The 23,187-nt window shown below is 71.6% G+C and carries 16 protein-coding genes and 1 pseudogene; 9 read left to right on the forward strand and 8 right to left on the reverse strand.

Going from position 1 to position 23,187, the window contains the following annotated elements; all coding sequences use genetic code 11:
- Positions 1–55 precede the first annotated feature (55 nt).
- Positions 56–949, forward strand: coding sequence for a cellulose-binding protein (locus BG418_RS30745; protein WP_188277324.1), 894 nt, complete (start codon positions 56–58; stop codon positions 947–949).
- Between the two features lie 130 nt (positions 950–1,079).
- Here BG418_RS30745 and BG418_RS30750 read toward each other — a convergent pair whose 3' ends face one another.
- The 3 genes from BG418_RS30750 to BG418_RS30760 form a co-directional block, all read right to left on the reverse strand.
- Positions 1,080–2,672, reverse strand: coding sequence for a cation acetate symporter (locus BG418_RS30750; protein ID WP_188277325.1), 1,593 nt, complete (start codon positions 2,670–2,672; stop codon positions 1,080–1,082).
- Entirely contained in the window at positions 2,669–3,001 is a 333-nt protein-coding gene (locus BG418_RS30755) for a DUF485 domain-containing protein (protein ID WP_188277326.1), read from the reverse strand. Before BG418_RS30755 ends, BG418_RS30750 begins: the two co-directional genes overlap by 4 nt.
- Before the next feature lie 348 nt (positions 3,002–3,349).
- Entirely contained in the window at positions 3,350–4,810 is a 1,461-nt protein-coding gene (locus tag BG418_RS30760; protein ID WP_188277410.1) for an MFS transporter, read from the reverse strand.
- Between the two features lie 558 nt (positions 4,811–5,368).
- Between BG418_RS30760 and BG418_RS30765 the strand changes: the two genes are divergently transcribed.
- Both BG418_RS30765 and BG418_RS30770 read left to right on the forward strand, forming a co-directional pair.
- Complete coding sequence (locus BG418_RS30765) at positions 5,369–6,157, forward strand: ABC transporter ATP-binding protein (protein ID WP_188277327.1); 789 nt, start codon at positions 5,369–5,371, stop codon at positions 6,155–6,157.
- Positions 6,154–8,727 carry an ABC transporter permease gene (locus tag BG418_RS30770; protein WP_188277328.1) on the forward strand — a complete coding sequence of 858 codons (2,574 nt, stop codon included), beginning with the start codon at positions 6,154–6,156 and terminating at the stop codon, positions 8,725–8,727. The genes BG418_RS30765 and BG418_RS30770 overlap by 4 nt, the downstream gene beginning before the upstream one ends.
- An 80-nt stretch (positions 8,728–8,807) precedes the next feature.
- Here the strand turns inward: BG418_RS30770 and BG418_RS30775 are convergent, their stop codons facing one another.
- From BG418_RS30775 to BG418_RS30790, 4 genes are all read right to left on the reverse strand, one after another.
- Complete coding sequence (locus tag BG418_RS30775) at positions 8,808–10,238, reverse strand: DUF2079 domain-containing protein (protein ID WP_399000946.1); 1,431 nt, start codon at positions 10,236–10,238, stop codon at positions 8,808–8,810.
- Positions 10,239–10,254: 16 nt separating this feature from the next.
- Positions 10,255–10,824, reverse strand: a complete 570-nt coding sequence (locus BG418_RS30780) for a hypothetical protein (RefSeq protein ID WP_188277329.1) — start codon at positions 10,822–10,824, stop codon at positions 10,255–10,257.
- Positions 10,817–11,311 (reverse strand): SigE family RNA polymerase sigma factor, encoded by a 495-nt coding sequence (locus BG418_RS30785; protein WP_188277330.1) that lies wholly within the window; start codon positions 11,309–11,311, stop codon positions 10,817–10,819. The genes BG418_RS30780 and BG418_RS30785 overlap by 8 nt, the downstream gene beginning before the upstream one ends.
- Before the next feature lie 136 nt (positions 11,312–11,447).
- Positions 11,448–12,608, reverse strand: coding sequence for an acyltransferase (locus BG418_RS30790; RefSeq protein WP_223185700.1), 1,161 nt, complete (start codon positions 12,606–12,608; stop codon positions 11,448–11,450).
- A gap of 251 nt (positions 12,609–12,859) precedes the next feature.
- Here BG418_RS30790 and mfd point away from each other — a divergent pair, with 251 nt between their 5' ends.
- Together mfd and BG418_RS30800 are read left to right on the forward strand one after the other, a co-directional pair.
- Positions 12,860–16,393 carry a transcription-repair coupling factor gene (mfd, locus tag BG418_RS30795; RefSeq protein WP_188277331.1) on the forward strand — a complete coding sequence of 1,178 codons (3,534 nt, stop codon included), beginning with the start codon at positions 12,860–12,862 and terminating at the stop codon, positions 16,391–16,393.
- A gap of 144 nt (positions 16,394–16,537) precedes the next feature.
- Positions 16,538–17,233 (forward strand): HNH endonuclease family protein, encoded by a 696-nt coding sequence (locus tag BG418_RS30800; RefSeq protein WP_188277332.1) that lies wholly within the window; start codon positions 16,538–16,540, stop codon positions 17,231–17,233.
- 64 nt (positions 17,234–17,297) lie between these two features.
- Here the strand turns inward: BG418_RS30800 and BG418_RS30805 are convergent, their stop codons facing one another.
- Positions 17,298–17,999 (reverse strand): hypothetical protein, encoded by a 702-nt coding sequence (locus tag BG418_RS30805; protein WP_188277333.1) that lies wholly within the window; start codon positions 17,997–17,999, stop codon positions 17,298–17,300.
- Positions 18,000–18,175: 176 nt separating this feature from the next.
- Here BG418_RS30805 and BG418_RS30810 point away from each other — a divergent pair, with 176 nt between their 5' ends.
- The 4 genes and pseudogenes from BG418_RS30810 to BG418_RS30825 all read left to right on the forward strand — a co-directional run bounded on the left by BG418_RS30810 (position 18,176) and on the right by BG418_RS30825 (position 23,172).
- Positions 18,176–20,266: an N-6 DNA methylase gene (locus tag BG418_RS30810; RefSeq protein ID WP_188277334.1), complete on the forward strand. Its 2,091-nt coding sequence runs from the start codon at positions 18,176–18,178 to the stop codon at positions 20,264–20,266.
- A gap of 110 nt (positions 20,267–20,376) precedes the next feature.
- Positions 20,377–20,790 carry a hypothetical protein gene (locus BG418_RS30815; protein ID WP_188277335.1) on the forward strand — a complete coding sequence of 138 codons (414 nt, stop codon included), beginning with the start codon at positions 20,377–20,379 and terminating at the stop codon, positions 20,788–20,790.
- A pseudogene (locus tag BG418_RS30820) lies at positions 20,787–22,178 on the forward strand (serine/threonine-protein kinase); the annotation flags it as partial. The gene BG418_RS30815 and the pseudogene BG418_RS30820, both read left to right, overlap by 4 nt.
- Positions 22,179–22,302: 124 nt before the next feature.
- Positions 22,303–23,172 (forward strand): glycoside hydrolase domain-containing protein, encoded by an 870-nt coding sequence (locus BG418_RS30825; RefSeq protein WP_399001002.1) that lies wholly within the window; start codon positions 22,303–22,305, stop codon positions 23,170–23,172.
- Positions 23,173–23,187 lie beyond the last annotated feature (15 nt).

Here is a 23,187-nt window from a genome sequence, read left to right on the forward strand (position 1 = left end):
GATCCAGCAGGATGTGCGCCGGAGAGGCCGCAGAGCTCGGAGAGGGACGGCAAGGATGAGTGCAGCGCCTGAGTCACCGCAGTCACCGCAGGGCTTCGCCGTCGCGCGCGGCGGCCGCGGCTACCGACCCGACCAGGTCGAGCGCCGCCTCGCCGCCGTCGGCGCCGAACGCGACGCCGCGTGGGAGCGAGCCGCCCGGCTCACCGTCCTCGCCAAGCGGATGGAGTCCGAGGCGACCGCCCTGCGCGACCGGGTCGCCGCCCTCGCCCCGCAGTCGTACGAGGCGTTGGGCCGCCGCGCCCGCACGCTGTACGCGCTCGCGGTGGAGGAGGCCGACGCCGTACGCGCGGCCGCCGACGAGGAGGCGGCGTCCCTGCGCGACACGGCGGACGTGGCGGGGCGCTCGGTGCGCGACGAGGCCCGTACGTACGCGGAGGCGGTCCTCGCCGAGGCCGAGGCCCGCGCCCAGCAGACGCTGCTGGCCGCCCGCACCACCGCCGACGACCACACCAACGAGGCCCGTACGGAGGCGACCGAGCGCCGCGCCGAGGCGACGGACGCGCTGCGCGAGGTCCGCGACCGGACCGCCAGCACACTGGCCGACCAGGCGAGGGAGCACGCGGAGCGCGTCGAGGCCCTAGACCGTGAAGTGGCCGCGCGGGAGGCCGAGTTGGACGCCCGCCATGCCGAACTCACCGCCCTCGCCGAGGCGGAGCTGGCCGAGGCCGAGCGGGCCCTGTCACAGTCCGAGGAGTACGCCCGCCACGGCCAGGAGGACGCGGAGGCGCAGGGCGCGGAGCTGATCGCGGCGGCCCAGGTACGAGCCGAACGCATCGCCCGAGAGACGGACCGCATCCTCCGCGAACACGCGGAAACCCGAGAGGAAACGGTCGAGCACATGGCACATGTGCGAAGCAGCCTGGCGGGCCTGACGCCCCGGGCAACTTAAGAGGCCCGGAGGGCCAATTAAGGGGCGCGGGGAACTGCGCGAGCAACCCAGCACGGTCCGCAGGCGAACCCCTTCCAGCGGCAGCAGCCCGCACGGTCCGCAGACGAACCGCCTTACAGCCCAGGGTGGATCATCGGCGGGCTCCCGCCAAGATCCACCCCTCCACCGCCTCGTACCGCTGCCGCTGCGCATACACATCGCGTCGGCTCAGCACCGTCCCCAGCCACCCCGCCACGAACCCGAACGGGATCGAGACGATGCCGGTCGTGGTGAACGGGAACCAGTTGAAGTCATGGGTGGGGAAGACGGACTGGGGCGAGCCCGACACCAGCTTCGTGCCCGACATCACCACCAGCGTGAACACCGTCCCGCCGATCAGCGTCCACAGCAGCCCCGCCCGCGTGTAGCGCCGCCAGAACAGCGTGAGCACCAGCGCCGGGGCGAGCGCGGACGCGCCGAGGCAGAACGAGACGGTGACCAGCGGCTGGAGGTTGTGGTGCTGGGTCGCGGCCGCGAGCAGAAGCGCCGGGACGCCGACGGCGAGCGCGGCCAGCCGCGCCGTGTTCGTCTCGGTCGTCCCCCGCACCCCCGCCCGGCCGCGCAGCCCGTGCGCGACCAGGTCGTGGGCGAGCGTGTTGGCGCACGCCAGGGTCATCCCGGAGATCGAGGCGAGCAGGGTCAGGAAGATCGCCGTGGCCACGACGGTGAACAGCACGGCCCCCGCCGTCGAGGCGTGCGTACCGATCAGTGCCTGGCTGGTGAGCAGCATGGACGTCTTGCCCTGCGGGTCCGCCGCCGTGATCGCGTGGCGCCCCACCACGGCCGCCGCGCCGACGCCGATGACGATCAGCGCCAGGCAGATCACGGCGACCGCCGACACCGCCCAGGACAGCGAGCGCCGTATCGCGCGGGCGCTGGGGGCGCTGTACATGCGCATGGTGATGTGCGGCAGACAGCCCCCGCCGAGCACCACCGTCAGCTCGGAGCTGATCATGTCCAGTTTGTCGCCGCCGAACTGGAGCCCGGAGGAGAGGTACGCGGGCCCCGCGCCGCTGCCCCGCGTGGCCTGGCCGAGCAGCCGCCCGGGGCTCCAGCCGTACCGGTGCAGGATCAGACCGGCGACGGCGAGCGAGGCGGCGGCCAGCACCACGGTCTTGACGGCCTGGATGAACGCCGTCCCCTTCATGCCGCCGATCGCCGCGTAGCCGATCATCAGCAGCCCGAGCATCACGATGATGCCGGTCTTGAACGCGGCCGCGTCGAAGCCGAGCACGAACGCGATGAGGTCGCCCGCGCCCGCCAGCTGCACCACCATCAGCGGGAGCAGCGCGGCGAGCGTGACCAGGCACGCGGTGATCCGCACGGCGGGGCCGGGGGTGCGCCGGGTGAGTACGTCGCCCATGGTGAACTGCCCCGCGTTGCGCAGCGGTTCGGCCAGCAGGAACATCATCAGCACCAGCGAGAGCGCGGTGCTCAGGGTGAGGACGATCCCGTCGTACCCGGTGAGCGCGATGACCCCGACCGTACTGAGCACGGTGGCCGCCGAGATGTAGTCCCCGGCGATGGCGAGGCCGTTACGGAGTGGGGAGAGCGAGCGGGCGCCGGTGTAGAACTCGGTGAGGTCGTCGCGGTCGGGCGCGGTCATCACACAGAGCAGCAGCGTCACGCTGATCACGGTGATGAACGCGATCAGCGACATGGCCTGGGAGTTGGATCCGGTCATCGGGCGGCTCCGTCCGTGTACCGCCGGGCGTTCGGCACGGCCCGCTCGGCCTGGTGCCGGATGGCGGCGGCGAGCGGGTCGACGGTCCGCTGCGCGGTCCACTCGTACACGGCGATCGCGGCGATCATCACCGGCAACTGGCAGAGCCCGAGCAACAGCCCGGCGGTGAGCCCCCCACTGACGTGGTGGCCCAGCAGGCCGGGCGCGTACGCGGAGAGGACGAGGAAGAGAACGAAGTACCCGAGGGCGGTGAAGGTGGAGACGCGCCGCAACAGACGGTAGGCGGTGCGCAGTTGGCGGATGTCGGGGGACGACCGGTGATGCGACATCGGCTGCTCCTTGCAGAGGGGGACGGGGGAGCCGGGAGCGCTGGGGAGTGGCGGCGAACTTACCGGTCGGTATGCAGCGTGGGGAGCCCTTGGCGTGAAGTTTTCGGCAAGAACTCATGGTTACCCTAGGTAACGCCCAAGGTCCGCCTGTGGGCCGGTGGGGCCTGGTCGCGCAGTTCCCCGCGCCCCTATAGGCCCCCAGCGCCGAGACGCGCGGGCCCAACCCCCTTGGGGGCCCGGGGCTGTGGGGATCTGCTGCGTTCCCGGAGGCCTTTCAGGGGCGTGGGGAACTGCGCGACGAGCCCCCACCGGCCCGCAGTCGAAAGCATCGCCCCCGCGCGGAGCGCGTCAGTCGGATTCGTGCTCCGCGAGCACCGGGAACCGCCTGGGCGCGAGCAGCAGCAAAACAAGCAGAGCCACCACGGCGGCCAGCGCAGCGCCGACGTACACATGGTCAACCGCCGTCGCGACGGACCGCCGCAGATAGTCGACGGCCGACACGCTCAGCCCACCGGGATGCGCCAACGCCCGCGACACCGAGTCGAGATCGGAGGGCAGCCCGGCCACGGGAACAGAGGCCAGCCGCCCAGTGATCGTCGCGTTCGCCACCGCCCCGAACAGCGCGGCGCCGACCGACTGCCCCACCTGTCGGCAGAACAGCACAGAGGCGGTCGCAGTCCCCCGTTCCGACCACCCCACACACGACTGCACCGCGATGATCAGCGGGAGTTGGAACAGCCCGAGCGCCCCACCCAGCGCCAGCATGATCAGCGCGGGCTGCCACGCGTGCCCCGGGAACGGCAGCAGCGGAAACGCCGCCAGGATCAGCGCCGCGAGCCCGATGCCGATGACGGCCGAGTCACGGAACCCGATCCGCGTGTACACACGATTGGAGAGCGCGGCCGACACCGGCCAGCTCAGCGTCATCACCGAGAGGACGAAGCCCGCCGCGATGGGGCTGAGGCCGAGCACGGACTGCGCGTACGTCGGCAGGAAGACGGTCGGCGCCACCATCAGCAGCCCCAGCGCCCCCATCGCCAGATTGACCGCCGAGATACTGCGCCGCCGCCACACCCACCCGGGAATGACGGGCTCGGCGGCCCGCCGCTCGACCACCACCGTGACCGCACAAAGCGCGGCACTCGCGGCGAACAGGCCCAGCGAGGGCGCGGACAGCCACGACCAGGCCACTCCGCCCTGCACCAGCGCCGTGAGCAGCAGCGCGCCCGTCGCGAACACGCACAGTGCGCCCGCCCAGTCGATCCGGGGCCGCTCGGCGGGCTTGTCCCGTACGGGTTCGGCGAGGTGACGGACAATCAGCCACAGCGCCACCGCCCCCACCGGCAGGTTGATGAGGAAGATCCAGCGCCAGTCCGCGTACGAGGCGAGGGCGCCCCCGATCGCGGGGCCCGCGACTGCCGACACCGCCCAGACTGTCGACAACTTCGCCTGGATCTTCGGGCGTTCCTTGAGCGGGTACAGATCGGCCGCGACCGTCTGGACCGTGCCCTGGAGGGCGCCGCCGCCCAGGCCCTGGAAGACCCGGAAGGCGATCAGCGCGGCCATGTTCCAGGCGATCGAGCAGAGCACCGACCCGGCGAGGAACAGGATGATGCCCGCGATCAGTACGGGCTTGCGGCCGAAGGTGTCGGAGAGCTTGCCGTACACCGGCAGGGTGACCGTGACGGCGAGCAGATAGCCGGAGAAGAGCCAGGAGAAGACGGAGAAGCCGCCGAGGTCGCCGACGATCTGCGGGACGGCGGTCGACACGATGGTGCCGTCGAGCGCGGCGAGCGCCATGCCCAGCATCAGGGCCGCGACGACCGGGCCGCGCCCCTTGGCGGGGACGGCGGAGGTCGTCGCGCCGGGTATCGCGTGCGTACTGCCGCCGGACCCGCCGCCCTGAGTGGTCACCCCAAGATCCCTTCATGGTGCACGTATTGGGCCGGGTCCACCTTCTCATCCGGGCCCTGAGCGGCGACAGAGACCGGGGCGGGTGGAGGGGGCTGCGGAAGGGGGTGGAGAAGTCCCTTAGTGATCTCCGCCCTTGGGTGGAGAGCCCCTAGGGGTCACTCCCTACTTGGGGTCGGGTGCTGTTCGTCCTGGCGGAGGACGAGAAGCGGGGGCGCGGTTCTTTAACGTGGTCTTACACCGCGGCCACGGGGGGGCCGCGCGAACGGGGTAGGGAAAACCCCCGGTGGAAGACACCGCCGGGCACCAGGGCGCCGGAGTCCCGCGCTCGACAGACTCAAGACGTAGACGAAACGGCGCACGCCACCACGACGTGCGCCGCGATCGAGCCGTACGAACGCGATCAGGGCGTACGTACGACGCGTACCGAACTGACTCGCACCGAGGAGAAGAACCGTGACAACGGCTGTGACCATTCCCAGGCACGGGGGTACTGAGGGGCGGACCGCTGTCGCGGCTCGGGCGCGCCAGGTCGTCAAGGCGTACGGGTCGGGGGAGACCAAGGTCGTCGCGCTCGACCACGTCGATGTGGACATCGCCCGGGGGCAGTTCACCGCGATCATGGGCCCGTCGGGCTCCGGCAAGTCCACGCTGATGCACTGCCTGGCCGGGCTCGACACGGTCTCCGGCGGGCAGATCTACCTGGACGAGACCGAGATCACCGGGCTCAAGGACAAGAAGCTCACCCAGCTGCGCCGGGACCGGATCGGCTTCATATTCCAGGCGTTCAACCTGCTTCCGACGCTCAACGCGCTGGAGAACATCACGCTCCCGATGGACATCGCGGGCCGCAAGCCCGACCGGGAGTGGCTGGACCGCGTGGTCGAGACCGTGGGCCTGGCCGGCCGCCTCAAGCACCGCCCGACCCAGCTCTCCGGCGGCCAGCAGCAGCGTGTCGCGGTGGCCCGCGCCCTCGCGGCCCGCCCCGAGATCATCTTCGGCGACGAGCCGACCGGAAACCTGGACTCCCGCGCGGGCGCCGAGGTCCTGGGCTTCCTGCGCCGCTCGGTCGACGAGCTGGGCCAGACCATCGTGATGGTCACCCACGACCCGGTCGCCGCCTCCTACGCGGACCGCGTGCTCTACCTCGCGGACGGCCGGATCGTCGACGAGATGTTCCGCCCGACCGCCGACGCCGTGCTCGACCGCATGAAGGACTTCGACGCGCGGGGGCGGACGTCGTGACCGTGCTCAAGACCTCGATGCGCAACTTCTTCGCGCACAAGGGACGGATGGCGCTCTCGGCCGTCGCGGTCCTGCTGTCGGTGGCGTTCGTGTGCGGCACGCTCGTCTTCACCGACACCATGAACACCACCTTCGACAAGCTCTTCGCCGCCACCTCGGCCGACGTCACCGTCAAGCCGAAGAACGCGAAGGACGACGACCGGCCGCAGACCGGCAGGCCCGAGACGCTGCCCGCCTCGGCCCTGGAGCAGGCGCGCGGCGCGGCCGGGGTGAAGTCCGCCGAGGGCGGCGTCTCCAGCATGAGCGTGACGGTCGTCAACTCCAAGAACGAGAACATGGGTTCCTCCAACGGAGGACCCACCATCGCGGGCAACTGGACGCAGAACGACCTCAAGGCCATGGAGATCACCTCCGGCCACGCCCCGCGCGGGCCGACCGAGGTGATGGTCGACGCGGACACCGCCGACAAGCACCACCTGAAGATCGGCGACGAGCTGCGCACCATCGCGGTGACCGGCGACTTCACCGCGAAGATCACCGGCATCGCCTCCTTCAAGGTCACCAACCCGGGCGCGGCGATCGTCTACCTGGACACGCCCACCGCCCAGCGTGAACTCCTGGGCCGTACCGGCCTGTTCACCAACATCTCGCTCACCGCCGCCCCCGGCGTCAGTGACGAGCAGCTGAAGCAGAACGTCACCGCCAAGCTCGGCGCCGGGACGTACAAGCTGGAGACGGCCGCCGAGGCCAAGGACTCCAGCCGCGACTCGGTCGGCTCCTTCCTCGACGTGATGAAGTACGCGATGCTCGGCTTCGCCGGAATCGCCTTCCTCGTCGGCATCTTCCTGATCATCAACACCTTCTCGATGCTGGTCGCCCAGCGCACCCGCGAGATCGGTCTGATGCGGGCCATCGGCTCCAGCCGCAAGCAGGTCAACCGCTCGGTGCTGGTCGAGGCGCTGCTGCTCGGCTTCTTCGGCTCGGTGCTCGGTGTGGGTGCGGGCGTCGGCCTGGCCGTCGGCCTGATGAAGCTGATGGGCTCGATGGGCCTGGAGCTGTCCACCGCGGACCTCACCATCAAGTGGACGACCCCGGCGATCGGCATGCTGCTCGGCATCGTCGTCACCGTCCTCGCCGCCTACCTCCCGGCCCGCCGGGCGGGCAAGATCTCCCCGATGGCCGCGCTGCGCGACGCCGGTACGCCGGCGGACGGCAAGGCAGGCATGATCCGGGCCATCATCGGCCTGGTCCTGACCGGCGCGGGCGCCGCCTCCCTGTACGCGGCGGCGCACGCCGACAAGGCGAGCTCCGGTGCGGGCGTCCTCGGCCTCGGCGTGGTCCTCACGCTCATCGGCTTCGTCGTCATCGGCCCGCTGCTCGCCGGCGGTGTGGTGCGGGTGATCAGCGTCCTGGTGCTGCGGATGTTCGGCCCCGTCGGCCGGATGGCCGAGCGCAACGCGCTGCGCAACCCGCGGCGTACGGGAGCCACCGGCGCCGCCCTGATGATCGGTCTCGCCCTGGTGGCGTGCCTGTCGGTGGTCGGCTCCTCGATGGTCGCCTCGGCCACGGACGAGCTCGACAAGTCGGTCGGCGCGGACTTCATCGTCCAGGCGGGCAACGGCCAGCCGATCGTGCCGCAGGCGGCCGACGCGCTGCGCCGGACCCCGGGCATCGCCCATGTCACCGACTACAAGGCGGTGGACGCGAAGGTCACCTCGCCCGACGGCACGACGGACAGCAAGACGCTGGCCGCCGTGAGCCCGACGTACGCCCAGGACCTGCGGCGGGTGATCGTCTCCGGCACGCTGGCCGACGCCTACGGCAAGGACGCGATGTCGGTCGGCGACAAGTTCGCCAAGGACCACAAGGTCAAGGTGGGCGACTCGCTCACCGTCGCCTTCAAGGGCGGCCGCACCGCGAAGCTGAAGGTCGCGGCGATCACCTCGGACGACACCAATGTCGACAAGGGCGCGATGTACACCAACGTCACGACCGCCGAGCGCTATCTGCCCGCCGACCGGGTGCCGAAGAACATGATCATGTTCGCCAAGGCGCAGGACGGCAAGGCCAAGGAGGCGTACGCCTCCCTGAAGGACGCCCTCAAGCCCTACCCGCAGTACAAGGTGCAGGACCAGACGGACTTCAAGAAGGACCTGAAGGACCAGATCGGCCAGCTCCTGAACATCGTGTACGGCCTGCTGGCCCTCGCGATCATCGTCGCCGTCCTCGGTGTGGTGAACACCCTGGCCCTGTCGGTGGTCGAGCGGACCCGGGAGATCGGCCTGATGCGCGCCATCGGCCTCTCGCGCCGCCAGCTGCGCCGCATGATCCGCCTGGAGTCGGTGGTGATCGCGCTCTTCGGCGCGCTGCTCGGCCTCGGCCTCGGCATGGGCTGGGGAACGACCGCGCAGAAGCTGCTGGCCCTGGAGGGCATGGGTGTCCTCGACATCCCGTGGCCGACGATCATCACGGTCTTCGTCGCCTCGGCGTTCGTGGGCCTGTTCGCCGCCCTGGTCCCGGCCTTTAGGGCGGGCCGTATGAATGTGCTCGGAGCAATCGCGAGCGACTAGCCGCCGTACGGGGGTCGGCGGGGCGTGCCCCGGGGAGTTCACCACGAACTCCCCGGGGCCGCTTCATGTCTGACGTCAGGTCATGTCTGGCGTTCGAGGAGTACGTATCCGTACGCGACACCCGTCATCGCGTACCGGGCGGACGGATGCAGCTGGCGGGCGTACTCCAGCGGGTCGCCCGCCCAGCCCGAGGTGTTGTCGAGCGCGATGTACTCCGGGATCACCCGCCGGGCGTCGCCGACCCACAGGACCCGGCAGCGGGAGGTGAGCCGCGAGATCGGCCCGACGTTCGCCTCGACGGTGGCGCCGTCCGGGATCCGGTCCAACATCCGCTCGCGCGCGCTCACTTCGGTGCTCTTGGCGTACGTGTCCGAATGGGTGAGCGCGGACAACGGCAGCGCCGTGGTCAGCGCGAGGGCCGCCGCGGCCGCGGCGGCGGGCAGCTGCCGGGCGTACGTACGCAGCCACGGGCGCGGGCTGCGGCGGCCGCTGTCCACGGCGTCGGCCAGGGCGAGCGCCAGGATCGGCATCAGGACGGCGCTGTAGTGCCAGTCGGTCGACCAGTAGTGGTCGTCGGAGGACAGGAACCGCCAGCCGATCGTCGGCACGGCGGCGAGCATCAGCGGCGAGCGCAGCGCGAGCAGCCCGGTGGGCAGCAGCAGCCACAGCAGGGTGCGCAGCTTGGTGCCGGACGCGGTGAACGGCCCGGCGCCACTGGTCTTGCTCCAATAGTCGTACGCGCCGGTCGAGTTGAAGGCCGGTATCACCACCGTGAGGGTCAGCGCGACGGCGGCGATCCCGAAGGCCGCGACTCCGGCCGCGTACGCGGCGGTGCGCCGCGAGGTCCGCCGGGTGCGCAGCGCGACCACGGCCGCGATGGCCGCCACCGTCAGCCCCAGATCCTCCTTGACCAGGACGAGCGGCAGCGCCCAGAACAGCGCCGCCCGCCAGCGCCGGGCGAGGACCGCTTCGAGCGAGAAGGCGATCAGCGGCACCGCGAAGCAGATCTCGTGGAAGTCGAAGTCGGCGGCGCGCTGAAGGCCCCACGACAGGCCGTACGCGACCCCGAGCGCCAGCCCGGCGCCCCGCCCGAGCAGCCGGGCGGCGGCCCTTGTCACCGGCACCGCCGAGAGCGCGAAGAGCGCGGACTGGGCGACGAGCAGCGTGACCGGGGTGGGGAAGATCCGGTAGACGGGGGCGAGCAGCGCGGTGACCGGGCTGAAGTGGTCGCCGAGGATGTTCGCACCCGGCCCCTTCAAGTCGGCGACGGGCGCCCGCAGATGGGCATAGCCGCGGATGGCCTGCTCGAAGATCCCGAGGTCCCAGGAGAGCGTCTCCATCCGCCGGAACCGGAGCACGGAGACGGTCGCGTACGCGGCGAACAGCGCGGCGGCGAGGACGTACGGGTCACGGGCGCCGGGTATTCGCCGACGCCCTTTTGATCCTGCTTCGTCGGATATGGGAGCGGGCTGAACCCTGTTTTCGGGCAGCGTGAGGAGAGCTCCGTGCACGGTGAGGTCCTTGGGGTCAGCGGGTGCGGGGCGAGTGCGACGGGGTGGCGGTGGCGGTGCCCGTCGGGGGGCGGCCGTTCGCGTTCGGGTGCGTCGTCGGCGTGGGCGGGCTGCTGCCGGGGGAGGCGCCGACTGCGCCGTCGCCGGGTGAGCCGCTCGGGGTCATCAGCGGCGGGTTCGACGCGGACGGGGTGGCGTGGCCGGTCCCGCGGGGCGGGGAGGACAGGTCCGGGCGCCGGGACCCCGGCCGGTTCGACTCGGACCACGACGGTGACTCCGACGGCGGCGCGGGCGACTCCGAGACGCGCCGGGTCGGGGTCGACGGGTTGGCCGGAACCGTAGCGTCCGGCCCGCTCTGGAGCCGTACCGCGGCCACCGCACCCGTACCGGCGACCACGCACACGACACACGCGGCGGTCGCGGCCAGATTGCGGCGGCGTCGGCGCAGCCCGCGCTCGGCGACCTTGGCGGGCGGCTGCGGCAGCACGCGCCGCCCGCCGTCGTCGGCGGCCCGCTTCAGCGCCCGGGCCAGCGCCGGATCGCGCTCGGGGCCGTCGCCGGGCCGGGAATCCCTGTTCTCAGACACCTTGCTCCTCCTCGGAGGTGAGGTGGGGCCGCAGCGCGGCGCGCGCACGGGAGAGATGCGTCTTCACGGTGCCGGTGGACAGGCCGGTCTCGGCGGCCACCTGCTCGACGGTGAGATCGCAGACGTAGTGCAGGACGGCGACGCGCCGCTGGCGCTCGGACAGCAGCCGCAGCGCGTCGACCAGGGCGACCGAGGAGGGGTCGGGGCCGTGCTCGGCCTCGGGGCGGCCGCCGCTGTGCAGCAGCCAGGCCTCACCGGCGCGCTTGCCGCGCCGCCACCGGCTCACCGCGAGCCGCCAGGCGACGGTGCGGATCCACGCCTCGGGCCCGGCCTCGCGCAGCAGTTTCGCGCGGCGCCCCCAGGCCCGTACGAACGCCTCCTGGACGACGTCCTGCGCCTCGTGGAGGTCGCCGGTCATGAGGTAGAGCTGCCCGACAAGCCGGGTGACCGAGTGAGCGTAGAACTCCTCGAACTCGTCGTCGGTCAAAGCGGCTCCCGTCGGCTGGACAGACCTGTCGGCGGACAGGTCTCACGGGATGTACGCCTGACGGCGGCCGTCCGGTTGACAGGCCGCCGTCATTTTTTTCGGAAGTTTCCCGGAGCCGAAGTTTCCCAGGTGGGGCTCAGAGCTGCTGGAGCCCCCGCTTGAGCCGCTTGGCGAGCGGGCGCTCGACGAACCGGTGGACCAGCCAGGCCATCAGCAGCATGAACACGATCAGGCCGCTGACCAGCGGGATCGGCCGTACATACGGGGAGAGCGAGCCGATGATCTCCCAGCCGATGTACTCGTGGAGCAGATAGAGGGGATAGGTCAGCGCGCCCGCGTACGGCAGCCAGCGCCACTGGATCCAGTTGAGCTTCCCCGTAGCGACCAGGCCCATGATCGCGAAGCAGGCGGCGATGACCAGGGGCACCGGCCAGTACGGCATGGGGTGCGCCAGGCGCTCCTGCGAGTGCCGCCAGGTGGCGTGGGCGGCGGGCAGCGAGGCAGCGGCGCAGAACAGCACGATGCCGGTGAGCATCAGGTTCGGCCGGAACCGGTACATCAGATAGAACGCGACACCCGCGATGAAGTACCAGCTGTTGTCCGGCATCACGATCATCCGGAGCGTGCTGTCGTCGGACTGGTAGGTGAGCGCGCTGGCCACCGCCCAGACGGAGCAGAAGACGATCAGGCGGCGGTAGGTGAGCCCGCGCCATGCGATCACTGCGAACAGCAAATAGAACCGGAGTTCGGCGAAGAGGGTCCAGTAGACGCTGTCGACGTGCTCGACGCCGAGCGGCTCCTGGAACATCGTCAGGTTCGTGGCGACGTCGGAGAGCGAGAGCGGCCTCATCCCGCCCGGAACCGCCGCCACCACGATCGTGGTCGCGATCACCGCGAACCAGTACGCCGGGTAGAGCCGCACCACGCGCGAGACGAAGAACGACTGCAGTGGTTTGCCCCACGTACTCATGCAGATGACGAAGCCACTGATGAGGAAGAAGAGCTGTACGCCGAGCCAGCCGTAGGCGGAGACCGCGTAAGTGGCCGGGAACCGGGCCCTGGAGTCTGTTTCCGGCCATCGTCCGCTGAGCGCCATGTAGTGGAACATCACCACGGTGAGGGCGGCGAGGAGACGCAGTCCGTCGAGCGCGTAGATACGGCTCGGCCGGGCCCCCTCGACGGCGGGGCCGGTGCGTTGCTGGGTGCCGGTGCTCGGGAGCGCCGGCTCGGGCTGAAGGAGCGCTGTCCGCGCCTGGTCGGGCATGTCGAGCGGGTTCCCCTCGGGCACTGATGTCATGGCCTGCGCCGCGACGCCGCCGTCTGGCTCGGGGCGAAAGGCACGTCCGCCGGAGCCTATGGCGTTCCACAAGATTTGCAAAGGCTCACCCTTTGCTCAGGACTACCACGACCGGGGTGATTCGGCCCACCTGATGGCCTGGACAGGTGTACGCGGGCGGCTGTCGGTGGTGCGTCGTAGGCTGGGAGCCCCCGGCCCGTGTGACGTGTCGGGTGGTTCGCGTTGCCCTCTCCCCGGGATGGATGCCCTTCATGAGCCTGCACGGTCTGCTGGACGCGGTGGTACGAGACCCGGCGCTCGCCGAAGCGGTGAAGGCCGCCACCGACGGCCACCGGATGCATGTCGACCTGGTCGGCCCGCCCGCCGCGCGCCCCTTCGCGGTGGCCGCGCTCGCCCGCGAGAGCGGGCGCCCGGTGCTCGCCGTGACCGCGACCGGCCGGGAGGCCGAGGACCTGGCGGCGGCCCTGCGCTCGCTGCTGCCCCCGGACGAGGTGGCGGAGTACCCGTCGTGGGAGACGCTGCCGCACGAGCGCCTCTCGCCCCGCAGCGACACGGTGGGCCGCCGGCTCGCCGTGCTGCGGCGCCTTTCGCACCCCCGCGACGACGACCCGGCGGCGGGCCCGGTGAGCGTGGTGGTCGCGCCGATCCGTTCCGTACTGCAGCCGCAGGTCAAGGGACTCGGCGACCTAGAGCCGGTGGCGCTGCGCAGCGGGCAGTCGGCGGATCTGAACGAGATCGTGGAAGGGCTCGCGGCCGCCGCGTACTCGCGGGTCGAACTGGTCGAGAAGCGCGGCGAGTTCGCGGTCCGGGGCGGCATCCTGGATGTCTTCCCGCCGACCGAGGAGCACCCGCTCCGCGTCGAGTTCTGGGGCGACGACGTCGAGGAGATCCGTTACTTCAAGATCGCCGACCAGCGCTCCCTCGAAGTCGCCGAGCACGGCCTGTGGGCGCCGCCCTGCCGTGAGCTGCTGCTCACCGACGACGTACGGGCAAGAGCCGCCGCGCTCGCCGAGGCGCACCCCGAGCTGGGCGAACTGCTCGGCAAGATCGCCGAGGGGATCGCGGTCGAGGGCATGGAGTCCCTCGCGCCGGTCCTCGTCGACGACATGGAGCTGCTGCTCGACGTACTGCCCAAGGGCGCGATGGCCGTCGTCTGCGACCCCGAGCGGGTGCGCACCCGGGCCACCGACCTGGTGGCGACCAGCCAGGAGTTCCTCCAGGCCTCCTGGGCGGCGACGGCCGGGGGCGGGGACGCGCCCATCGACGTCGGCGCGGCCTCGCTGTGGGGCATCGCGGACGTCCGCGACCGGGCCCGCGAGCTCGGCATGATGTGGTGGTCGGTCTCCCCGTTCGCGGCCGACGACACCGACCTCGACGATGAGACGCTCAAGCTCGGCATGCACGCGCCCGAGACCTACCGGGGCGACACCCAGCGGGCGCTCGCCGACACCAAGCAGTGGCTCGCCGACGGCTGGCGTGCCGTGTATGTCACCGAGGGCCACGGCCCGGCCTCCCGCACCGTGGAGGTCCTGGGCGGCGAGGGCATCGCCGCGCGGCTCGACGCGGATCTGGCCGAAATCAGCCCCTCGGTCGTCCATGTCGCCTGCGGCGCCATCGACCACGGCTTCGTGGACGCGGCCCTCAAGCTCGCCGTGCTCACCGAGACCGACCTCACCGGCCAGCGCACCGCCGTCAAGGACCTGGGCCGCATGCCGGCCCGGCGCCGCAAGACCATCGACCCGCTCACCCTCGAAGTCGGCGACTACATCGTGCACGAGCAGCACGGCGTGGGCCGCTACCTCGAAATGGTCCAGCGCACGGTCCAGGGCGCCACCCGCGAGTACCTGCTCGTCGAGTACGCGCCCGCCAAGCGCGGCCAGCCCGGCGACCGGCTCTACATCCCCACCGACCAGCTGGAGCAGGTCACCAAGTACGTCGGCGGCGAGGCCCCGACGCTGCACCGGCTCGGCGGCGCCGACTGGACCAAGACCAAGCAGCGCGCCAAGAAGGCGGTCAAGGAGATCGCCGCCGACCTGATCAGGCTGTACTCGGCGCGCATGGCCGCGCCCGGCCACGCCTTCGGCTCCGACACCCCCTGGCAGCGCGAGCTGGAGGACGCGTTCCCGTACGCGGAGACGCCCGACCAGCTCTCCACCATCGCCGAGGTCAAGGAGGACATGGAGAAGACGGTCCCGATGGACCGCCTGATCTGCGGCGACGTCGGCTACGGCAAGACCGAGATCGCGGTCCGCGCCGCCTTCAAGGCCGTCCAGGACGGCAAGCAGGTGGCGGTCCTGGTGCCCACCACGCTCCTGGTCCAGCAGCACTTCGGCACGTTCTCCGAGCGGTACGCGCAGTTCCCGGTCGTCACCAAGGCGCTCTCGCGCTTCCAGACGGACACCGAGGCGAAGGCGACCCTGGAGGGACTGAAGGACGGCGCCGTCGACGTCGTCATCGGCACCCACCGCCTCTTCTCCTCCGAGACCAAGTTCAAGGACCTCGGCCTGGTCATCGTCGACGAGGAGCAGCGCTTCGGCGTGGAGCACAAGGAGCAGCTGAAGAAGCTCCGCGCCAACGTCGACGTGCTGACCATGTCCGCGACGCCCATTCCCCGTACGTTGGAGATGGCGGTCACCGGCATCCGCGAGATGTCGACGATCACCACCCCGCCGGAGGAGCGCCACCCGGTGCTCACCTTCGTGGGCCCGTACGAGGAGAAGCAGATCGGCGCCGCGATCCGCCGCGAACTGCTGCGCGAGGGCCAGGTCTTCTATATCCACAACCGGGTCGAGTCCATCGACCGGGCGGCCGCGCGGCTGCGCGAGATCGTCCCCGAGGCGCGCATCGCCACCGCCCACGGCCAGATGGGCGAGAGCCAGCTGGAGCAGGTCGTCGTCGACTTCTGGGAGAAGAAGTTCGACGTGCTCGTCTCGACCACGATCGTCGAGTCCGGCATCGACATCTCCAACGCCAACACGCTGATCGTCGAGCGCGGCGACAACTTCGGCCTCTCGCAGCTCCACCAGCTGCGCGGCCGCGTGGGCCGTGGCCGCGAGCGCGGCTACGCCTACTTCCTCTACCCGCCGGAGAAGCCCCTCACCGAGACCGCCCACGAGCGCCTGGCGACCATCGCCCAGCACACCGAGATGGGCGCGGGCATGTACGTGGCGATGAAGGACCTGGAGATCCGCGGCGCCGGAAACCTCCTGGGCGGCGAGCAGTCCGGCCACATCGCGGGCGTCGGCTTCGACCTGTACGTACGCATGGTGGGCGAGGCCGTCGCCGACTACCGGGCCCAGATGGAGGGCGGCGCCGAGGAGGAGGCGCCGCTGGAGGTCAAGATCGAGCTCCCGGTCGACGCGCACGTCCCGCACGACTACGCGCCGGGCGAGCGCCTGCGGCTCCAGGCCTACCGCGCGATCGCCTCGGCCAACTCCGAGGAGGACATCAAGGCCGTACGCGAGGAGCTGACCGACCGGTACGGCAAGCTGCCCGAGCCGGTCGAGAACCTGCTCCTGGTCGCGGGGCTGCGGATGCTGGCGCGGGCCTGCGGGGTCGGCGAGATCGTCCTCCAGGGTTCCAACATCCGCTTCGCGCCGGTCGAGCTGCGCGAATCCCAGGAGCTGCGCCTGAAGCGGCTGTACCCGCGCACGGTGATCAAGGCGCCCACGCGCCAGATCCTGGTGCCGCGCCCGACGGCGGGCAAGATCGGCGGCAAGCCGGTGGTGGGCCGCGAACTGCTCGCGTGGACCGGGGAGTTCCTCACCACCATTCTGGGGTCGTAGGGATCAGCGACCGCCCGTGTTGCGCGCGGGCGGTCGCCCTCTCGCGCGCAGTACGCCTTCACGCCGCTCTGGCCGCCGGTTCGCGGGGTAGGACTTCATAGGATTGCCGGGTTCCGCCAACTCCTGTGAGGACGGCCCGCTGTGTTGCGTACGTATCGAACTGCCCTGCCCGCCGCGCTGCTCGCGACGGCACTCGCTCTCACCGGCTGCTCCGATTCCAAGTCCGACTCCAGTAAGGGCAAGTCCGGTGCGCCCGCACCCGCCGGGCCCGCCGCGAAGGGGACGGCGCTCGCCGCCGTCGACTCGCTGCCCGTCAAGGGACGCGCCGCCAAGACCGGCTACACCCGGGACCAGTTCGGCAAGGGCTGGACCGACACCGACTCCAACGGCTGCGCCACCCGCGAGGACATACTCAAGCGGGACCTCAAGGACGTGAAGCTGAAGAACAAGTGCGACGTCGCGTCCGGGACGCTCAACCAGGACCTGTACACCGGCCAGAGCATCAAGTTCGTGCGGGGCGCCAGCAAGGTCGACATCGACCATGTGGTGGCGCTCTCGGACGCCTGGCAGAAGGGCGCCCAGCAGTGGGACAAGAAGAAGCGGGTGGCCTTCGCCAATGACCCGCTGAACCTGCTGGCCGTCGACGCGAGCGCGAACCGCCGCAAGAGCGACGGGGACGCGGCGACCTGGCTGCCCACGTTCGCCGGCGGCCGCTGCCCGTACGTGGCCGACCAGGTGGCGGTCAAGGTCAAGTACCAGCTGTGGGTGACGGACGCGGAGAAGGCCGCGATGAAGAAGGTGCTCACCGAGTGCCCCCAGCAGAAGGTGCCTACGGGGTGAGGACCGACGGGCTGAGTGCGTGAGGGGGTGACGGGCCCGGTCCCGCGCGGTCCGGGCTGCCGCCTCAGCCCGTCTTCACCCAGTCCTGGCAGCCGTTGCTCTTGAAGTACGCGTCGCCCGCGTCGATCGTCACGATCGCCGTGCCGGTCACGTTGTCGTTCGCGGCGATCGAGTCCATGCCGTGCGACGCGTCCTTGGCACGCTCCCAGTAGCACTTGTCGTCCGTGTTCCCCATCGACTTGTACGTGCCGGGCGCGATGTCGACGCCCACCTTGAACATGCCCCCGGCGCCCCTGAGGGTGCTCTTCGGGGTGCCCGTGGCCTTGGGGTCGACGAGCTGCCAGTCCTTGCAGCCGCTGGTCTTGAAGATCTTGTCGCCCGCCGCGACGGTGACGTAACTGGTGCCCGTCACATTGTCGTTGGCGGTGATCGCGTCCGGGCTGCCCGAGGCGTCCTTGGCGCGCTCCCAGTAGCAGCCGTCCTTGTTGCCGCTGCTCACATAGGTGCCGGGCTTGATGTCCGAGCCGACCTCGTAGCTGCCGTCGCCGCCCAGTCCCTTGGGCTTCGCAGCCTTCTTGGCCTCCGCCTTCTTGGGCGTGTCCGCCTTCTTGGCAGCGTCCTGCGTGGTCGCGCTCGTCGAGGACTTGTCGTCCGAGCCGCCGCCGGAGCCGACCGCGCCGCCTATCGCGATCACCGCGACGACCGCGCCGACGCCCGTGAGGACCTTGTGGCGGGCGAACCAGTTGCGCTGCTTCTGCTGAGACATGGCGGAGCCTTTCCGACGGGCCCGATGGGCCGTTCGAACCGATGGGTTAATCACAACAGAGACTGTGAACCGAGTCAACATGATTCACAGTGCTTCACCTGTTCACTCGCGTGTATGGATCGCTTGTTCGGTGCTCGCTATGCTGGACGCCACAACAGACGAGGGGAGTCGGGCCCGTGCCGGACAACGCAGCAGAGGTGACCGCTGCCGGAATCGCCCGGCTCGCCGGGGTGGGCCGGGCGGCGGTCAGCAACTGGCGGCGCCGCCACCCCGACTTCCCCAAGCCCGTCGGCGGCACCGAGACCAGCCCGGCCTTCGCGCTCGGCGAGGTCGAGCAGTGGCTGCGCGACCAGGGAAAACTCGCCGAGGTCCCCCTCCGTGAACGCGTCTGGCAGCAGCTGACCGGCCACCCCGCCGGCGCCGTCGCGGGCCTGGTCCACGCGGGCTGCGCGCTCCTTGTCGTACGAGAGCGGCCGGAGCAGTGGTTCCAGCTGACCGCGCTCCCGGACCAGCAGATGGCGGAGCTGCTCGCGCACCTCCTGGAGGATGTGGCGGTTCACGGCCTCCCTGTGAACACCCCGGACGCTGTGAACACGTCAGGTGCCGTGACGACCCGGGACGCTGTGAACACCCCGAGCGCCGCCGACCTCGCTCCCTCCGTCCCGCTGCTGCGCGGGGTCGGGGAGCTCGCCGCCGAGCTGGGGGCCCGGCAGACGTTCGAGTTCCTGCTCGGCCGCCATCTCGACGCCAACCCGCGCCAGTACACCCTCACCCCGCCCGGCCCCGCCGAGCTGATGGCCGCGCTCGCGCTCGGCTCGTCGGCGGGCTCCGTGCTCGACCCCGCGTGCGGCACCGGCACGCTGCTGCGGGCGGTCGAGCACGCCGACGCGGTGTACGGGCAGGACGCCGACCCCGATCTCGCCGCGCTCACCGGGCTGCGGCTCGCCCTGCACGGCCGCGCCGAGGTCCGTACCGCCGCAGCCGACTCGCTGCGCGCCGACGCCTTCACCGGCCTCGCCGTCGACGCGGTCCTGTGCCACCCGCCGTTCAACGAGCGCAACTGGGGCCATGACGAGCTCGCGTACGACCCGCGCTGGGAGTACGGACTGCCCGCCCGCACCGAGTCCGAACTCGCCTGGGTGCAGCACGCGGTGGCGCGGCTGCGCGAGGGCGGCACCGCCGTGCTCCTGATGCCCCCGGCCGCCGCATCCCGCCGCTCCGGCCGCCGTATCCGCGCCGGGCTGCTGCGTCGGGGAGCGCTGCGCGCGGTGATCGCGCTGCCCGCCGGAGCCGCGCCCCCGTACGGAATTCCCCTCCACCTGTGGGTGCTGCGCAGGCCCGGTGCGGGCAGCCCGCCCGCGCCCGAGCTGCTGCTCGTCGACGCCGCCGGGCTGCCGGGCGCCGCCGAGGCGGGCCGCGACAAGCTGCCCTGGCAGGCCGTGCAGAGCGCGGTCCTGGACGCCTGGGCACCGTTCGAGCGGGACGGCACCGCCGAGGAGCAGCCGGGGCTCAGCCGCTCGGTTCCGGTGCTCGAACTCCTCGACGACGACGTGGACCTGGCCCCCGCCCGTCATCTGCCGCCCCCGGCCGCGGCGGGCGGCGCCGACGCGCTCGACGCCGTACGCGAGGAGCTGGGCGTGACCCTGCGGCGCACCGCCGAGCTCACGCCCCCGCCCGCCCCCGTCGCCCCGCACCCGGGAGCCCGGCTGCCGCTCACCACGGTCGGCGAACTCGCCCGCGCGGGCGCCCTGGTGCTGCGCTCGGGCGGCGCGGGCACCTCCGCCTCCGGCGTGCCGGTCCTGACCGAGTACGACGTCCTCAACGGCACCGCCCCCTCCGGCACCCTGCCCGACGGCCCCGCCGAGGAGCCGGTGCTCACCGCACCCGGCGACGTCGTCGTGCCGGTGCTCGGCGGCGGCGCCGTCGCGCGCGTCGTCGACGAGGCCACCGCCGGGGCCGCGCTCGGCCGAGGGCTTCAGCTGCTGCGGCCCGAACCGGTCGCCCTGGACCCCTGGTTCCTCGCCGGTTTCCTGCGCTCCACCGCCAACAACCGGCAGGCCAGCAGCTATATGACGACCGCGTCCCGGCTCGATGTGCGCCGCCTCCAGCTGCCCCGCCTGCCGCTTGCCGAACAGCGCGGCTACGGCGAGCGGTTCCGCGCCCTGGCCGCGTTCGAGGACGCGCTGCGGCTCGCGGGCAGGCTCGGCGAGCAACTGGTGCAGGGGCTGCACGACGGGCTGACGGACGGGGTCGTACGGCCCGAGTAGATCCGGACCGGAAAGTTCCGCCCCGGCCTCTCTGACCTGGGTGGACCCTGACCGGGCGGCACCTTTACGCTCTGGCCAGCCATGTACGTACCGCCCTGTCAGGAGCACGGATGCAGAGCCCCGCGAGCGTGAAGGTGATCACCGTGCGGGTGGTCTTCTCCGTGCTGGTGGTGCTCACCCTCGGGCTGCTGGCGTGGACGGCGATGCTGCGGCTCGCCATCGTGCGCCGCACCCGGCGCGACTGGGCGCTGTTCTGGGCCCAGTTGACGGTCAACCTCGGCTGTCTGTCGATGCTGCACACGCACTTCAAGGACACCTGGGTCTCCAATGTGGGCATGGCGGTCCTGCTGCTCCAGGGCCTCGCGGTGGTCGTCTACTACCTGATCGCCGACATCCACTTCCACCAGCGCAGCCTCCCCGTGCTTCCGCCTCACCCCCCGTTGCCGCCGTCCCCGCGCATCCACCAGGTCCGCGCCGAGCTCGACGAGCTGAGCAGCCTGCTGCGCCAGGAGGAGGGCCGGTGAGTGCCGGGCGGGTGATCGCCGGGCGGTACGAGCTGGTGGGGCTGCTCGGTCAGGGCGGGATGGGCCAGGTGTGGACCGCGTACGACCAGCGTCTGGACCGGCGGGTCGCGGTGAAGCTGCTCCGCCCCGATGTGGTGGCGGGCGCGAGCGCCGCCGACGAGACGCGGCGCCGGTTCGTACGCGAGTGCCGGGTGACCGCGCAGGTCGACCACCCGGGCCTGGTCACCGTGCACGACGCGGGCAGCGACGGCGACGACCTCTATCTCGTCATGCAGCACGTCGAGGGCGCCGACCTCGCCGACCATCTGGCCGAGCACGAGCCGTACCCCTGGCCGTGGGCGGTGGCGGTCGCGGCTCAACTGTGCGCGGTGCTCTCGGCGGTGCACGCGGTGCCGATCGTGCACCGGGACCTCAAGCCCCGCAATGTGATGGTGCGGCCCGACGGCACCCTCACCGTGCTCGACCTCGGCGTCGCCGCCGCCCTCGACCACGACACCACCCGCCTCACCCGCACCGGCTCGCCCATCGGCTCCCCGGCGTACATGGCGCCCGAGCAGGCGATGGGCGGCGCGGTCGGCCCGTACACCGATCTGTACGCACTCGGTGTGCTGCTCCATGAACTGCTCAGCGGAAACGTGCCGTTCGCCGGGTCCACCGCGCTCGGCGTTCTCCACCGCCACCTGTACGAGCCGCCGCTGCCGGTCCGCCAGGTCCGGCCCGAGGTGCCCGAGCCGCTGGAGGCGCTGGTGCTGCGGCTGCTCGCCAAGGACCCGGCGCACCGGCCCGGTTCCGCGCAGGAGGTGTACGAGGCGCTGGCCCCGCTGCTGCCGACGCGCGGAGCCCCGTCCGGGCGCCCGCTCGACCCGACCCGCCCGTTCCTGCGCCCGCACGCCCCCTGGCCCGACCGCGCGGCCACCCCGGTGCCGGTCCAGGCACCCGCACCCCGTCCCGCTCAGCCCGATGTCGCGGGCGCCGTCGACGAGGCCAAGCGGCTGCTCGGCGAGGGGCGGATCACGCAGGCCGTGGACATCCTCGGCGCGATCCTCCCCGCCGCCGCCGAACAGCACGGCGAGGGCTCCCCGGTGGTGCGGATCCTGCGCAAGCAGTACGCGGCGACGCTCATGGACGACGGCCAGTACGGCCGCGCGCTGCCCGAGCTGCGCCGCCTCGCCGAGGAGCGCGCCGCCGAGGCGGGCCCGGCCGACGCACAGGCCCTGGCGTTCCGCCATGACGCGGCGCTCTGCCTGGAACAGCTCGGCGACCCGGCGGCCGCGCTCGCCGAATACCGTGCGGTCCTGCCGTACTTCGAGAGCCCGTACGGCACCGGCGACCCGGCCAGGGCGGCCGAGATCCGCCACCGGATCGACCAGTTGGTCCGGATTTCGGGGCTCACGACCCGCTCCTGACCTGCGCCTTCGGAACGTAGTCTTCTCCCCGATGCCTGAGCCTTCGCCGGAACTCGCGGCGGTGGCCCGGGCATCGCCGTATCTCAGACAGGAACCGGGGGATCCGTTGCCCAAGCACCGCATATCCAAGAAGCACCGCACCCTCGCCATGGCCGCGGGCGGCGTCCTCCTGCTCGGGGCCGGCGCGCTCACCGCCCAGGCCTCCTCGTCCAGTGGGACCGGTGGGGCCGCGGCTCCCGCCCCCGCCCGGTCGGTGTCGCTCTCCAAGCCCGCCACCTTCACCGGCCGCGCCTTCGACACCTGCACCGCGCCCACGCTCGCGCAGATGAAGGCGTGGAAGACGGCCTCGCCGTACGGGGCCGCCGCCGTCTACATCGGAGGGAAGAACCGGGGCTGCGCCCAGCCGCAGCTCACCGCCTCCTGGACGAAGTCGGTCTCGGCCGCGGGCTGGAAGCTGATCCCGCTGTACGTGGGCGCGCAGCCGCCGTGCAAGTCCGGGAGCAACCCCGAGAAGATGACCGCCGCCAACGCCGCCTCCCTCGGGGCGACGGACGGCGCGGACGCCGCCGCCAAGGCGTCCGCGCTCGGCATGCGGCCGGGCGGCGCGGTCTATCTGGACATGGAGGGCTTCGACAAGACGAACACCTCCTGCAAGCAGACCGTGCTCAGCTACACCCGCGCCTGGAACAAGGCCCTGCACGCCAAGGCGTACCGCACCGGCTTCTACGGCTTCGTCTCCTCCAGCGCGACCGCCGTCGCCGCCGAGTCGCCGGGCACCGACATGCCGGACGCGATCTGGTACGCGGCGTACGACGACACGGCGTCGACGACCACGGGCTACCCCTTCGGTACGAAGTGGGCGGGCCACCGCCGGGGCCACCAGTACGCGGTGGAGAAGAAGGAGACGTACGGCGGCGTGACGCTCACCGTCGACCACAACGCGTGGGACTCGCTCGTGGCGGTCGTCGCCAAGTAGCGGGCGGGACGCGGC

It is taken from the genome of Streptomyces sp. CBMA152 (assembly GCF_014596475.1).
Lineage (GTDB): Bacteria > Actinomycetota > Actinomycetes > Streptomycetales > Streptomycetaceae > Streptomyces.

Bases quoted from the DNA above. Each gene is read 5' to 3' on its own strand.
- BG418_RS30745 (WP_188277324.1), top strand. From the start codon at position 56: ATGAGTGCAGCGCCTGAGTCACCGCAGTCACCGCAGGGCTTCGCCGTC.
- BG418_RS30750 (WP_188277325.1), bottom strand. From the start codon at position 2,672: ATGACCGGATCCAACTCCCAGGCCATGTCGCTGATCGCGTTCATCACC.
- BG418_RS30755 (WP_188277326.1), bottom strand. From the start codon at position 3,001: ATGTCGCATCACCGGTCGTCCCCCGACATCCGCCAACTGCGCACCGCC.
- BG418_RS30760 (WP_188277410.1), bottom strand. From the start codon at position 4,810: ATGCTGGGCATGGCGCTCGCCGCGCTCGACGGCACCATCGTGTCGACC.
- BG418_RS30790 (WP_223185700.1), bottom strand. From the start codon at position 12,608: ATGACATCAGTGCCCGAGGGGAACCCGCTCGACATGCCCGACCAGGCG.
- mfd (WP_188277331.1), top strand. From the start codon at position 12,860: ATGAGCCTGCACGGTCTGCTGGACGCGGTGGTACGAGACCCGGCGCTC.
- BG418_RS30805 (WP_188277333.1), bottom strand. From the start codon at position 17,999: ATGTCTCAGCAGAAGCAGCGCAACTGGTTCGCCCGCCACAAGGTCCTC.
- BG418_RS30815 (WP_188277335.1), top strand. From the start codon at position 20,377: ATGCAGAGCCCCGCGAGCGTGAAGGTGATCACCGTGCGGGTGGTCTTC.